9 protein-coding genes are annotated in these 14370 nt (G+C 37.1%); 8 read left to right on the top strand and 1 reads right to left on the bottom strand.

The features are described 5' to 3' along the window. Nucleotides 1–14: 14 nt before the first annotated feature. Genes N596_RS03335 through N596_RS03315 form a run of 5 tightly spaced genes read left to right on the top strand, consistent with a single transcriptional unit; the run spans nt 15 to nt 6674 of the window. A complete protein-coding gene (locus N596_RS03335) occupies nt 15–257 on the top strand; it encodes a hypothetical protein (protein WP_000627865.1) in 243 nt (80 codons plus the stop codon). A gap of 16 nt (nt 258–273) precedes the next feature. Then, complete coding sequence (locus tag N596_RS03330; protein WP_001054257.1) at nt 274–1128, top strand: VirB6/TrbL-like conjugal transfer protein, CD1112 family; 855 nt, start codon at nt 274–276, stop codon at nt 1126–1128. 53 nt (nt 1129–1181) lie between these two features. After that, complete coding sequence (locus tag N596_RS03325) at nt 1182–1541, top strand: PrgI family protein (RefSeq protein WP_001097589.1); 360 nt, start codon at nt 1182–1184, stop codon at nt 1539–1541. Next, nucleotides 1492–3849 (top strand): VirB4-like conjugal transfer ATPase, CD1110 family, encoded by a 2358-nt coding sequence (locus tag N596_RS03320; RefSeq protein ID WP_196805874.1) that lies wholly within the window; start codon nt 1492–1494, stop codon nt 3847–3849. Before N596_RS03325 ends, N596_RS03320 begins: the two co-directional genes overlap by 50 nt. 11 nt (nt 3850–3860) lie before the next feature. Beyond that, nucleotides 3861–6674 (top strand): phage tail tip lysozyme, encoded by a 2814-nt coding sequence (locus N596_RS03315; RefSeq protein ID WP_023026947.1) that lies wholly within the window; start codon nt 3861–3863, stop codon nt 6672–6674. Between the two features lie 30 nt (nt 6675–6704). On the opposite strand, the gene N596_RS10235 is transcribed toward N596_RS03315, so the two are convergent. Beyond that, on the bottom strand, nt 6705–6893 hold the full coding sequence (locus N596_RS10235) for a hypothetical protein (protein ID WP_196805873.1): 189 nt from the start codon (nt 6891–6893) through the stop codon (nt 6705–6707). 18 nt (nt 6894–6911) lie between these two features. On the opposite strand from N596_RS10235, the gene N596_RS03310 reads away from it, so the two are divergent. The 3 genes from N596_RS03310 (at nt 6912) to N596_RS03300 (ending at nt 14305) form a co-directional block, all read left to right on the top strand. Beyond that, nucleotides 6912–7478, top strand: a complete 567-nt coding sequence (locus N596_RS03310) for a PBECR4 domain-containing protein (RefSeq protein WP_042361418.1) — start codon at nt 6912–6914, stop codon at nt 7476–7478. Between the two features lie 150 nt (nt 7479–7628). Beyond that, nucleotides 7629–8039 (top strand): thrombospondin type 3 repeat-containing protein, encoded by a 411-nt coding sequence (locus N596_RS03305; RefSeq protein ID WP_023026945.1) that lies wholly within the window; start codon nt 7629–7631, stop codon nt 8037–8039. 47 nt (nt 8040–8086) lie between these two features. Beyond that, a complete protein-coding gene (locus N596_RS03300; RefSeq protein ID WP_196805872.1) occupies nt 8087–14305 on the top strand; it encodes a helicase-like domain-containing protein in 6219 nt (2072 codons plus the stop codon). The last annotated feature ends 65 nt before the right edge of the window (nt 14306–14370 follow it).

The raw sequence follows: 14370 nt of genomic DNA, 5'->3' as shown, positions 1-14370 counted from the left end.
AAAAGAGGAAATAGATGATTACGCATTTTAAAGGTTTTGTTTATGGAGTAGACGCAAGTGCTATGTTTGCACAAGCTATGTCTTTGTTACAGAAGGGATTGATTGCAGTTGGTGCCTTTCTCGTTGTTGTAGGGATTGTCAACCTTGCAACCAATATTAAAGATGGTGGACCAGGTGTTCGGAATGCCATTCTTGAAATTGTCGGTGGTGTTATGGTAGGGGCTGCTGGAGCCTTTGTAACCCAGATTTCAATTTAGGAGGATAAACAATGACATGAATCTTAGTTTAGTCTCACCCTTTGTTTACCTTGCATCTGAAAAAATATCAGCTGAAAATTTATTTGAAGGATTTAATGTGGATTTACAATCTACGGTAGATCTGATTAAATCCCTATCTAGCTACAATCCAACAGTTTGGACTTACATGTCTAGTATTACTAAAAGTGTCATGCAGCCTCTTGGAGTTGCGATTTTATCAGTTGTTCTCATCTTAGAATTTTCGAAGATGGCAAAGAAAATTGCTAACTCTGGTGGAGCAATGACCTTTGAAGCATTAGCGCCGATGTTGATTAGTTATATTATGGTCGCAGTTGTGATTACCAATACAACTGTGATTGTAGAAGCTATCATCGGGATTGCGAGTCACGCCATTGAACAAGTGGCTTCGATTGTGGCTCACGGTGGGGCAAAGTATGATACCATCTCTGGATTAAAAGGGTCAGGATTTATTGGCCGGATGATTGTGGGCTTTTTCGCCCTCCTCATTTGGCTTGTTCGGATAGTAAGTGCTGCCATGGTCAATCTTTTGGTATCTATTCGATTTATTCAACTCTACCTTATGATTCCATTTGCACCTCTTACGATTCCAACATTTTTAAGTGATGAATGGAAGTCTATTGGTATTGGCTATTTAAAAAATATTATGGTCTATGCGGTACAAGGGGTTCTCATTTTTCTGATTGTTTCTCTTGTTCCTTTGTTTGAATCTGCTGGGAAAATAGCTGTTTCAAATGGTGCAGGAGTCTTGCAATCACTTGCGATTATGTTTGGTAGTTTGGTACAAGCTATCTTACTGATTATTGCCCTCGTTGGTTCTCAACGTACGGCTCGTTCAATCTTAGGTATGTAATTAGATAAAGGCTAGGAAGTAATTGCTTCTTAGCCTTTTTAGAAAGGAAAGTCATGAATACACGTGTCTTTAAAGACATTTCAAAATACCAACACAGGGCTTGGTTAGGCTTCACTACAAGGCAAATCATCTTTGTTTTACCAGCCTTTATTGTCACAATTATTGTTTTGGGCTTGAATCTCTTTTTCTGGCAATTTGGAGATTGGTTTGTTTACGGTTTTGTGTTTGCTTTTACCATCCCCCTAATGCTTTTTGGAGTCTATAAACCCAATGATTTATATTTTGAACATTATTTGAAATACCGTCTTCATTTTGAATTAACGGTTCCCCTACGCACAATTACAGGAAAGAAAGGACCTGAACATGAAAAGAAAATCAAATACATTAAAGAAACAAAAAACTTCAATGACTAATAAAAAGGAAGAAGTTAAAGGGAAAAAAGAGGAAGTGTTACCTTCTACGGCTAATACTCTTTCCTATCAAGCCCTGTATCAAAATGGTCTGATGCAGGTAAAAGAAGATTATTTCTCACAAAGCTACTTACTTGGTGATGTCAATTATCAAACTGTTGGTTTAGAAGATAAGGGCGCAATCATTGAGAAGTATTCTGATTTGATTAACGCTTTAGACGATCAAACCAACTTCCAATTGACCATCTTTAATAAAAGATTGAATTTAGAAAAGTTTAGACAGAGTGTTCTGTATGAGGAAAAAGAAGATGGGTATAATAGCTATCGTAAAGAATTGAATCGAATGATGAATCAGAATTTAGACAGTGGTGAAAATAATTTTTCAGCTGTGAAACTGATTAGCTTTGCTAGAAAGGATTCTAATCCTAAACAAGCCTATCGTTCCTTGTCCCAAATTGGAGAATATTTCAAGAGTGGTTTCTCAGAAATTGATGCACGTTTTGAATCCTTGGCTGGTGAAGAACGTGTCAACTTGTTGGCGGATATGCTTAGAGGAGAACACCATCTTCCTTTTTCTTACCGTGATTTAACGAGATCGGGTCAGACAACTCGTCACTTCATAGCACCTAATCTCTTGGATTTTAAAAACAAGAATTACCTACAAATCAATGACCGCTTATTGCAGATTGTCTATGTGAGAGACTACGGCATGGAATTAGGGGATCAGTTTATTCGAGATCTCATGCAAGGAGATTTGGAATTGATTGTAAGCCTTCATGCTCAAAGTTCGACTAAGGCAGATGCTATGAAGAAACTACGAACAAAGAAGACCTTGATGGAATCTCAAAAGATTGGGGAACAACAAAAACTAGCTCGTACAGGTATCTATTTGGAAAAAGTAGGTCATGTATTAGAAAGCAATATCGATGAAGCTGAGGAACTATTAAAAACCATGACCGAGACAGGAGATAAACTATTTCAAACGGTCTTCTTGATTGGTGTTTTTGGTCAGGATGAAGAAGAACTCAAACAAGCCCTAGACACGATTCAACAAGTGGCCGGCTCAAATGACCTAATGATTGATAAACTTCCATATATGCAAGAAGCAGCCTTTAATAGTTTGCTGCCATTTGGTTGTGATTTTTTAGAGGGAGTATCACGGAGTTTATTAACGTCCAATATAGCAGTGAACTCACCTTGGACTTCAGTAGACCTACAAGACCGTAGTGGGAAATATTACGGTATCAATCAAATATCAAGTAATATTATTACCATTGATCGCAGCCTATTAAATACACCGTCTGGTCTGATTTTAGGAACATCTGGAGCAGGGAAAGGGATGGCAACCAAGCATGAAATTATCACGACCAAAATCAAGGAATCTGGTGAAAATACTGAAATTATCATCGTGGATCCAGAAGCAGAGTACAGTGTCATTGGACGGACTTTTGGGGGAGAAATGATTGATATTGCGCCTGATTCCCAAACCTATCTCAATGTCCTTGACTTGTCTGAGGAAAATATGGATGAAGATCCTGTAAAGGTAAAATCAGAATTTCTTTTATCCTTTATCGGCAAGTTATTGGATAGAAAAATGGATGGAAGAGAAAAATCGATTATCGACCGAGTTACGAGGCTCACCTATCAGTCATTTAAAGAGCCTTCTTTGGAAGAATGGGTCTTTGTATTGAGTCAACAACCAGAAGAAGAAGCGCAGAATTTGGCACTTGATATGGAACTGTATGTCGAAGGTTCTCTTGATATTTTTTCTCATAAGACCAATATTCAGACAGGATCTAATTTCTTGATTTATAACGTTAAGAAGTTAGGAGATGAGCTGAAACAAATCGCCCTTATGGTTGTTTTTGATCAGATATGGAATCGTGTCGTTCGGAACCAAAAATTAGGGAAGAAGACCTGGATTTATTTTGATGAAATGCAGCTTCTCTTATTAGATAAATATGCCAGTGATTTCTTCTTTAAATTGTGGAGTCGTGTCAGAAAATATGGAGCCAGTCCGACTGGAATAACTCAAAACGTCGAAACCTTATTGTTAGATCCAAATGGTAGACGGATTATTGCAAATAGTGAATTTATGATTCTCCTCAAGCAAGCAAAAAATGATAGAGAAGAACTGGTTCAACTCTTAGGCTTGTCAAAAGAACTTGAAAAATACCTTGTCAATCCAGAAAAAGGGGCAGGACTGATAAAAGCTGGTTCAGTTGTTGTTCCCTTTAAAAATAAGATTCCTCAAGGTACTCAATTGTTTGATATCATGAGTACAGATCCTGATAAAATGGCTTCTAATTAAGGGGAAGTAGAATGAAGGATAAAAGAGAAATCATACGTGCCCGAAAGGCATTTAGAAGAAGTCTAAAAGATGAGAAGAAATTCTTGAAACAAGGAAAGAAGGAGGTGAGGAAACAGAAAAAAGATTCCGCTGGACTGGATGAAAAAGCATGGAAAAAAGAGATAAAAGAAAAGCTAGAGGAGATGAGAGAAGCTTCAAAGGAGAGAGTAAGACAAGCAAATGAAGACTACAATCATATTCTTCAAAATAGTCCTCCATCTCTTTTGAATCGGAAAGAATTAAGAGACAGACGGTTGCCTCATGCTAGGAAACGATTGAAAATAGCCGAGAAGCAATTTAGAGAAGCCAAGGTAGAGGCAAAAGAAGAAAGAAAAGAGAGTCGTAAAGAAAGAAAAACCAATCAAAAATTTCTTTACGGTCAGGAATCGAAACATAAATCTAATTTTTTCTTTCAAGGGAAGAGTTTAGAAGAATTAAAAGCTAAGAAAGAAGTCAAGGCCACCAAAGAGAATCTAAAATCTACTAAACAAGCCTATAAGTCCAAAAAAGTCAGTAGGAAAGCCAAAACTTTTCTTTATGTCCTTGGACGTGAAGGTGGAGAGTTAGCTTCAGAAAATGAAGATTTAGAAGGTTATCGCACTCTACAAGAGACCATTAGAAAAGGGAAACGCTACAGTCGGATTTCTTATAACCTTGGAAAAGCTAGTGTCAAAACAGGACAAGCAACAGGTCGTTTTACCAAGAAAAGACTGACCAACACAAAAGAGCGATACCATCATTTTAAGGATGGAAAAGGATGGAAACTAGCGAAAGATAATCCAAGTTCCTTTAAAAATCGGTTTCGAAAATTAAAGAAACAAGGTCTTACAAGTGTCCGAAATATCTATCAAAAACTAAAAGCAGCCTTTTCCTTCTTTACATTTGCGGCTGGAAATCCTGTAACCTGGATAGTTGGAGGAATAGTCTTTCTTCTTTTACTTATAATGAGCTTCTTTTTAGGATTTTCATCTGCTAGTTTGATTCAACAAGATGAATTTGAATTAACAAAAGCTTATACCCACCTAACTTGGGAAGATGCAGAACATACTCGAACAAATGACAAAGGAATTACTTATTACACAAAAGTTGATGATGTGATGGGGTATATGAACTTTAAATTCCATGACTATGAGTTACACAAACCAGTTCACTTATTTAGTTCAGAAACTTACAAGGATTATCTGTCTACTTTGTGGCATGATTTAAACGATGGGGATGATTTGAAATCCATGCAAGACCTCTATGAAACTCCTAAGTATAAACTATCGAAAGACGATCAAGAGGAAATAAAGGAACTAAAAGAAGAGGGTGTCTATACTTCCATGCAGGAATTGGACAATCCATTTGAGGGGAAAAGCAACGAAGATAGTCTAACCATGACTTATCGTTATGGATACTATGATTTAGACGGAAAACCTACTCTTCAGGAGTATATTCTACTAGAAGCGAAGGCTCACCAAACAATTGTCGCACCAATGGATGGAGTTGTATCTCTAGACGGAAATGATGTTATTCTCACTAACGGAAAAGGAGAGAATGAGAGTCGATTGACCTTGTATTCTATTCATAATGGCCGTGCGATTGAGGGGACAAGAGTCCTAACGGGTGATATTATTGGTGAAACACCAGACGATACAGGTTTGAAAGTTTCCTATCAAAAGTATAAAAACAAGAAAGAAAAATTGGTGTATGTCAATCCTCAATTTTATTTTCCAAAAGTCATTCAACTTCAGACAACTATCTTACCTGCCATTGGTCAGTTTGGTGGGGATGAGTTTGAACGAGCGAAACATATTTATGAGTTTTTGAAATCTCAAGGAGCAAGTCCCCAAGCCATTGCGGCAATTTTAGGAAATTGGTCTGTAGAGTCTTCTATCAATCCTAAACGAGCTGAGGGAGATTATTTATCTCCTCCTGTTGGCGCTACCGATTCCTCATGGGATGATGAAACCTGGTTAGCGATAGGAGGGCCAGCCATTTATAGTGGTGCTTATCCTAATATCCTTCATAGAGGTTTGGGGTTAGGTCAATGGACGGATACCGCAGATGGTTCAACACGTCATACAGCTTTATTGAATTATGCACATATCAAAAATAAGAAGTGGTATGATTTAGACCTACAACTTGATTTTATGCTTCACGGGGATAGTCCTTACTATCAAAGTTGGTTAAAGGATTTCTTTGGAAATACGGGCAGTGCAGCCAATCTAGCCCAACTCTTCCTTACCTATTGGGAGGGAAATTCTGGTGACAAACTACTGGAAAGACAAACCAGAGCAACGGAATGGTATTACCAAATTGAAAAAGGCTTTAGCCAAACAAATGGAGGACATGCAAAGAGTGATCTGCAATCCCTTGAAGGTGTCCGTGGAGACTTGTATGAGAATTCTGTTCCTGGTGGTGGAGATGGTATGGCCTATGCCTATGGACAATGTACATGGGGTGTTGCGGCTCGTATGAATCAATTAGGTTTAAAATTAAAAGGAAGTAATGGAGAGAAGATTTCAATCATTAATACCATGGGAAATGGTCAGGACTGGGTTGCGACAGCGTCAAGTCTTGGTGGAGAAACGGGTTCCACACCAAGAGCAGGTGCTATTGTTTCTTTTGTGGGAGGTACACATGGCACACCAGCCATCTACGGTCATGTGGCTTTTGTAGAGAAGGTCTATGATGATGGTTCTTTCCTTGTGTCTGAAACTAACTATGGTGGCAACCCTAACTATACCTTTAGAAAAATCTCTCAAGCAGATAGTGCCATCAGTTTTGCATATACTACGAAATAGAAGAGTTTACACTTGAAATTTTAACCATTTTCAGGTAGAATAAATAGTGTAGATGAGTAGTCGGCTCATGGTCAATCTGATAGTAATCTTGGACATAAGGGCCAAGCGGTGGCGGACACCAGAACGAAATCCGATAGCAATCTTGGACGTAAGGGCCAAGCGGTGGCAGACACCAGAATAAACCGACTGACTAGGTGGCTTACAGATTCTGTAAACCACCTTTTTTGTGAGGAAAATATGGCAAATTCTAGAGATTATTGTAATCCAAATTACACCGAAAAAATAAAACTTCAGCATTTTTTTAATCGGTTACAAATTGCGGCTTCTTTTTTTAAAGAGCACTTCGTTGGCAAAATCATGTATTATGAAACGGAAATAGAAAGTGTTGAACTTCATTTTTCACCTACTAATTTCATGCACCTATGTGGTGTTGATTACCGAAAAGGTGCAGGCAGTTTCTTTGACGATTGTTTAAATAGACATATCATAATTGATGAGTTGAAAATAAAAAAAGATGGAACCACGATGCAAAAGTTACAAGTTTTAGGATCCATTGAGGAATTATTGGGAAAACATGTTCATCTAACTGGTTCAGGACGTTATTTGTATTTGGAGTTTGACTATGCTCTACGTACAAGAAAACAGATACTAGCATTAACATTGAAAGAGACATCAAAGAAAATTGTTCCTCAATCTTTATTAGATTTGAAGAGAAAGACAGTATTTCCAAAAGGTCAAAAAGTAATTTCAATTTACTCAAAACATTTACAAACGTCGGAACTTTTTTATTATTTAAAAGATTAGTTTACATATTTTTTGTAGCATAATATATATTTTTATCATTTTAAGGAGAACGCAGTTTTGGCTCGTTCTCTTTTTTGTTGTGATACTTCTTTCAAGGAATATTTGGTAGGATTGGAGTGAAAAAAGATTAACTAGGAAAGAAGGAAGTATATGGAAGCCATTTATCAACGTGATTCGGATCAAGATGGACTAACTGATGCTCAAGAATTGGCGCTAGGAACTAATCCTCTTAGCGCAGATTCTGATGGTGATGGACGTTCAGATTTAGTGGAAATAGAAGAAGGAACCAATTCCTTAGAAAAGGATTTACAAGACATAGACCAAACAAGTATCACTGAACCGTCCTCAGTATTTATGGAAATGAAACAAAAGATTTCAGATATGATGGAGAGTCACTACAAGGAATTTATACAGGCTCTGATTAGTATTGAAACAGGGATTGAAAACCAACAAGACCTAGAAGACTTATATACTTACTACATGAGAACGGATGCCGTTTCTCTTTTATCTAGTGATTTAGAAATCAGTCCTCAAGAGGTTGAAATGGAGATAGAGTTGTAGGGGAATCATGTGATTCTCCTATTTTCGTATAGATGAAAGGAGCGAGTATGGAAGTAATACAATTATTGGCTATGTTTCGTGGAACAATTCCAAAAGATAGAGAGAAAATGGACTTATTTCTTCGTTATCAAGCGCAACATTTTGATGAGAAATGGCAGGATTTGGTAGAGAGTTTTTTGACTAAAGAGGGCAAAATAGAAGAGATACCTCATGTCTATTCGTTTCATCAAGATATTATTTCTTTCCTAGAGGCCAGTTCTGAAAATAATGACCAAGATTTAGAAAGTTACACAAGAAATTTTGGACAAGCAGGTCTAAGTAAATTATCTCAATTAAGTAATTTTGAGAAAAACTTGGTGCTAGAAGTCGCAACCTATAATCTTTTCACTCGATTTTACATCCAATCTGAAAAAGAGAAGCTAACACCATTAAGTGAGCTTGTATTTCATCAGAATCAGGATGTCAATTTAGTCAATGTCTATCGGGTTGCGAATAATCTATCTGATCGCATTAGTAGAGATATAGAGGAGTTTCTTCTAATGGTTGATTCCAAAGAACTAAAAAAAGAAGTTCTTGAGATTCATTTTGAAGAAAAAGAAGGAGATGTTCTAGCCTATTTGGGCTCAGAATTGATGGCTACTTTAGATATCGTTACGGATCTTGTCCATCATGAAGAAAACTACACACAACTCCCACTGACACAAAAGCTGAAGATTATTACTTATTTTGATGAAGTAAAGGCTATAAGAGAAAAGTCTAAGCAAGTAGAGGAAGCAGTCTTACCTTTAGATAATATTGATCAGGTAGAAGAAAATGTGGAAGTTCATTCCCTAACTAAAGTAGATAAAATTGTAGAAGAAGCTTTGAGGGAATATCCGATTGGTTCACAAGTAAATTATAAAGGACAAGTATTTCAGTTGGTTTCAATTGAAAATGCACAGTTAAATGGCTTAGTTCGCCTAGAGCTATTCAATGATTCCAACAAGTTATTTGAAGAAAATCCTATCTTATACTTGAACAGTTTAGAAGAGATTGAACAAGTATTGTCTCATGTAGAACTTGAAAAAGAAGATTCAGAGATTGAGATGGATTCATCAAGTGAAAGTCAGGAAATAGATTTGTTTTCCTATCTGGAAGAAGATAATGAAAAGGATAAGGAAACAAAAACGCTTATTGTAGGCATAGAAGAGACGGATGTCCCTGTTCTAGATTTTGTTTTTCCAGATGATTTAGAGAACTTTTATCCTAAGACAAACCGAGAAAAAATTGAAACGAATATCGCCGCAATTGAACTTGTTAAAAGATTAGAAAAAGAGGGACGACAAGCGAATCCAGAAGAACAAGAGCTACTAGCCAAGTATGTCGGCTGGGGTGGTCTTGCCAATGAATTTTTCGATGAACTCAATCCAAAGTATGAATCAGAACGTTTAACTCTCAGGAGCTTAGTAAGTAAATCAGAATACTCCACCATGAAACAAAGTTCTCTCACAGCCTATTATACAGACCCAATGATTATTCTCCAGATTTGGCAAAAGTTACTGGATGATGGTTTTGAGGGAGGAAGGATTTTAGATCCTTCTATGGGGACTGGGAACTTCTTTGCGGCGATGCCTAGAAGTATACGAGAGAAATCAGAACTCTATGGGGTTGAATTAGACAGTGTGACAGGCGCAATCGCAAAACAACTCCATCCCAATACCCATATTGAAGTGCGAGGATTTGAAGAAGTTCCCTATCAAAATAATAGTTTTGATTTAGTCTTAACGAATGTTCCATTTGGAAATTTTCGGATTGCTGATAAAAACTATGATAAACCTTATATGATTCACGACTACTTTGTCAAACACTCACTTGATTTAGTAAGAGACGGAGGACAAGTTTCGATTATCTCTTCTATCGGGACAATGGATAAGCGGACAGATAATGTCTTACAAGAGATTAAAACCAACACTCATTTTTTAGGGGGTGTTCGTTTGCCGGATACGGCTTTTAAAAAGATTGCAGGTACTCGAGTGACCACAGATCTCCTCTTCTTTCAAAAGGATCAAGAAAAGAATCTTTATGATGAGGAACTTGTCTTTAGTGGTTCTATTTCCTTTGAGGAGGATAAGCGTGTCTGGATCAATCCTTATTTTGATGGGAAATACAATACGCAAGTTTTGGGTGAATATGAGGTACGTAATTTTAATGGAGGAACTCTCAATGTTAAGGGGGAATCAGAAACATTAGCTACTGACATTACGGAAGCATTAGAGAATGTGGAAGCACCTAAACAAATTGACAATTCTTTGAAAGCACCTGTTTTTATCCAAGAAGAAATAGATAATTCTATCCCAAGTCGTATACGTGAGAACTTAGCGCTCTATTCTTTTGGATATGAGGGAAATCAAATTTATTACCGAGATACGCATGGCATTCGGAAAAGTTCAAAAGTAGACGAAATTAGTTATTATGTAGACGAGAAGGGAGATTTTAAATCCTGGGACAGTTCTTTGTCTGAACATAAAATAGATCGATTCGTGCAACTTCATTTGACAGATGAGGAAGCACTAGATGTTTACAAGTCAGAAGAAGCGAGTAAAAGAGGGAAATATAAGGGACTGTTCAAAAAAACTGTCTTTTATGAAAGTCCCTTATCGGATAAGGACATTAGTCGTATTAAGGGCATGGTTGATTTGAGAGAGACCTATCAATCCTTAATTGAAATTCAACGTCATCAAGATTATAGTCGGGCTGATTTTCAGGAATTGCTTAGTAAACTCAATCGTGAATATGACCGTTTTGTAAGTCAATTTGGATACTTGAATGCTTCCGTTAATCGGAACTTATTTGATAGTGACGATAAGTATTCTTTACTAGCAAGTTTAGAAGATGAATACATCGATTCTAAAGATCAGAAAGTAAAATATAAAAAATCTTTAGCTTTTGAGAAAGCATTGGTTAGGCCAGAGAGAGTGATTGCAAGAGTTTCAACGGCTCTAGATGCCTTAAACTCTAGTTTATCGGATGGTAGAGGAGTTGATTTAGACTATATGGTATCAATTTATCCCGAACATAGCCAAGCTTCTATTTTAGATGAGTTAGGTGACCAGGTTTTAATGGATCCAGAAAGTTATTTAAGAGGGGAAAGAAAATATCTTTCTAAGAACCAGTTTTTGTCAGGAGATATTCTCAATAAGATAGAAGTAGTTCAACTATTAGTAGAGGAAAACAACCAAGAATTTGACTGGTCTCATGCTTTAGATTTGTTAGAATCTGTTCGCCCTCAACGGATTCATCTGGCAGATATTGAGTTCAAAATAGGGTCACGTTGGATTCCTCAATCCGTTTATGGTAAATTTGCCTTTGAATGTTTTACCAATCGTGAATTTGAATTGTCTTCGTCAGATGTTGAACAAGTCATTGAAGTGAATCCTGTCGATGGGCAGGTTCATTTAAGGACATCATTTGCTTATCGCTATCCAAGTGCCAAAGATAGTAGTCTTGGAGTCAGTGGGTCACGTTATGATACAGGAAGAAAGATTTTTGAGAATTTACTAAATTCAAACCAACCGACGATTACTATGACTGTTACGGAAGGAGAAAAGAAAAAGACCATCACAGATTTGGAAAAAACCTCTGTTCTAAGAGCAAAAGAGCAGCATTTACAAGAGCTCTTTCAAGAATTTGTATCACGGTATCCAGAAGTCCAACAAGTCATTGAGGAAAGCTATAATCGTCTTTATAATCGAACGGTTAGTCGAGAGTATGACGGTAGCCATCTAGTCATTGATGGCTTGGCACAAAACATCAGTCTTCGTCCTCACCAAGAGAATGCCATTCAGAGAATCGTAGAAGAAAAAAGAGCCTTATTAGCTCATGAGGTAGGTTCAGGAAAGACCTTGACCATGCTTGGTGCTGGATTTAAATTAAAGGAGTTGGGGATGGTTCATAAGCCCTTGTATGTAGTGCCCTCTAGTTTGTCTGCTCAATTTGGCCAAGAAATCATGAAATTTTTCCCTACTAAAAAAGTCTTTGTGACCACTAAGAAAGATTTTGTGAAGGCGAGAAGAAAACAATTTGTTTCTCGTATTATTACAGGAGATTACGATGCCATTGTCATTGGGGATTCTCAATTTGAAAAAATACCTGTCAGTAAGGAAAGACAGATGAATTATATCGAGGATAAACTCAATGAACTACGAGAGATTAAAACACATTCTGAAAATAAGTACACCGTTAAAGAAGCAGAGCAATCAATAAGTGGTCTTGAGAGACAATTGGAAGAACTCCAACGCTTTAATCGTGATAGTTTTATTGATTTTGAGAACTTAGGAATTGATTTTCTCTTTGTGGATGAAGCACATCACTTTAAAAATATACGTCCAATTACTGGACTTGGAAATGTAGCAGGGATTACCAATACAACCTCTAAGAAGAATGTGGATATGGAAATGAAGGTTCGACAGATTCAGGAAGAACATGATTTTAAAAATATTGTCTTTGCGACAGGAACACCTGTTTCAAATTCAATTAGTGAGCTGTATACTATGATGAACTACATTCAACCGGATATCTTAAAACGCTATCAAGTTGATTATTTTGACTCTTGGGTAGGTGCTTTTGGAGAAATTCAAAACTCTATGGAATTAGCTCCTACAGGGGATAAGTACCAGCCTAAGAAACGATTTAAAAAGTTTGTCAATCTACCTGAGTTGATGAAAATCTATAAAGAAACAGCCGACATTCAAACACAAGATATGCTGGATTTACCTGTTCCAGAAGCTCGTATTATACCTATTGAGAGTGAGTTAACTGAAAACCAGAAACTCTATTTAGAAGAATTAGTTATGAGATCAGATGCGGTTAAATGTGGAACAGTTGATCCAAGCCAGGATAACATGTTAAAAATTACGGGTGAGGCACGAAAATTAGCTATTGATATGCGTTTATTGGACTCTAGTTATAGTCTAGCAGACAATCATAAACTGCTTCAGGTAGTGGATAATGTTGAGAGAATTTATCGAGAAGGAATGGAAAATAAGGCTACTCAGATGATTTTTTCAGATATTGGCACACCTAAGAAAAAGGACAATGGCTTTGATGTTTATTCTGAGATTAAGGCATTATTAGTTGATAGAGGAATCCCTAGTAAAGAAATTGCCTTTGTACATGATGCCAATAGTGATGAAAAGAAGAACAGTTTGTCTCGAAAGGTCAATGCAGGAGAGGTGCGGATTCTCCTTGCCTCAACTGAAAAAGGAGGAACAGGTTTAAATGTTCAGAGCAAGATGAAAGCAGTTCACCATCTGGATGTCCCTTGGAGACCAAGTGACATTCAGCAACGCAATGGACGGATTATCCGACAAGGAAATGAAAACAAGGAAGTGGATATTTACCACTATATTACCAAAGGTTCATTTGATAATTATCTATGGGCAACTCAGGAGAACAAACTCCGTTATATTAAGCAGATTATGACTTCTAAGGAGCCGATTCGTGCTGCGGAAGACATTGATGAGCAGACCATGACAGCTTCTGATTTTAAGGCGCTAGCAACAGGTAATCCTTATCTCAAATATAAGATGGAACTAGAGAATGATCTAACCCTATTAGAAAATCAGAGACGAGCCTTTCAACGCAGCAAGGATCACTATCGTCATACAATCTCCTACTGCGAAGAAAATATGCCCATTCTTGAGAAACGATTAAGCAAGTATGAAGGCGATATTCAACAGTCGGAAATGTCGAAAGACCAGGCATTTTCTATGACAGTAGGCAAGCAAGTTTTTGAGCAACGAGCTGAAGCAGGGGAATCCCTACACCGTCTTATCCGTCATAATCAAGCTGACAGCAAAGAATTCCGTACCCTAGCAAGTTATCGAGGATTTGACATTAAAATGCTTAGTCTTCCAACAAATCAACCTCTTCCTGAAACTTTCTCTGTTAAGATTGTAGGAGAAAATCAGTATTCTGTCAGTTTAGATTTGTATTCTCCTTTGGGGACAATTCAAAGACTCCAACATACGATAGACCACATTAAAGATGACCAAGTGAAAACTCAGAACTTATTGGATGAATTAAAGGATAAATGGACTACTGCTAAGGTAGAAATTGAGAAAAATTTTCCAAAGGAAGAGGACTATCAAACAAAAAAGGCCGAATACGATGTACTCGCGCCATTGATTGAAACAGATACGGATTTAGATATTATTGATCAGGCCTTAAGACAATTCCACGAAAAAGGAAACGAAAAGGAAGAACAACTTTCTTTTGAATTAGATTAAAAAATAAATATAAATAGCGGACAAGAAAAGAAAAGCGCGGTAGAATAAAGATAGAAAGAAACGAG

Source organism: Streptococcus ilei (genome assembly GCF_000479335.1).
Classification (GTDB): domain Bacteria; phylum Bacillota; class Bacilli; order Lactobacillales; family Streptococcaceae; genus Streptococcus; species Streptococcus ilei.
Note: the sequence above shows the minus strand (reverse complement) of the source record. Positions and strands in the feature narration are given on the sequence as shown.

Coding starts and splice junctions, on each gene's coding strand:
- N596_RS03320 (WP_196805874.1), top strand. CDS start 1,492: ATGAAAAGAAAATCAAATACATTAAAGAAACAAAAAACTTCAATGACT.
- N596_RS03305 (WP_023026945.1), top strand. CDS start 7,629: ATGGAAGCCATTTATCAACGTGATTCGGATCAAGATGGACTAACTGAT.
- N596_RS03330 (WP_001054257.1), top strand. CDS start 274: ATGAATCTTAGTTTAGTCTCACCCTTTGTTTACCTTGCATCTGAAAAA.
- N596_RS03325 (WP_001097589.1), top strand. CDS start 1,182: ATGAATACACGTGTCTTTAAAGACATTTCAAAATACCAACACAGGGCT.
- N596_RS03300 (WP_196805872.1), top strand. CDS start 8,087: ATGGAAGTAATACAATTATTGGCTATGTTTCGTGGAACAATTCCAAAA.
- N596_RS03335 (WP_000627865.1), top strand. CDS start 15: ATGATTACGCATTTTAAAGGTTTTGTTTATGGAGTAGACGCAAGTGCT.
- N596_RS03315 (WP_023026947.1), top strand. CDS start 3,861: ATGAAGGATAAAAGAGAAATCATACGTGCCCGAAAGGCATTTAGAAGA.
- N596_RS03310 (WP_042361418.1), top strand. CDS start 6,912: ATGGCAAATTCTAGAGATTATTGTAATCCAAATTACACCGAAAAAATA.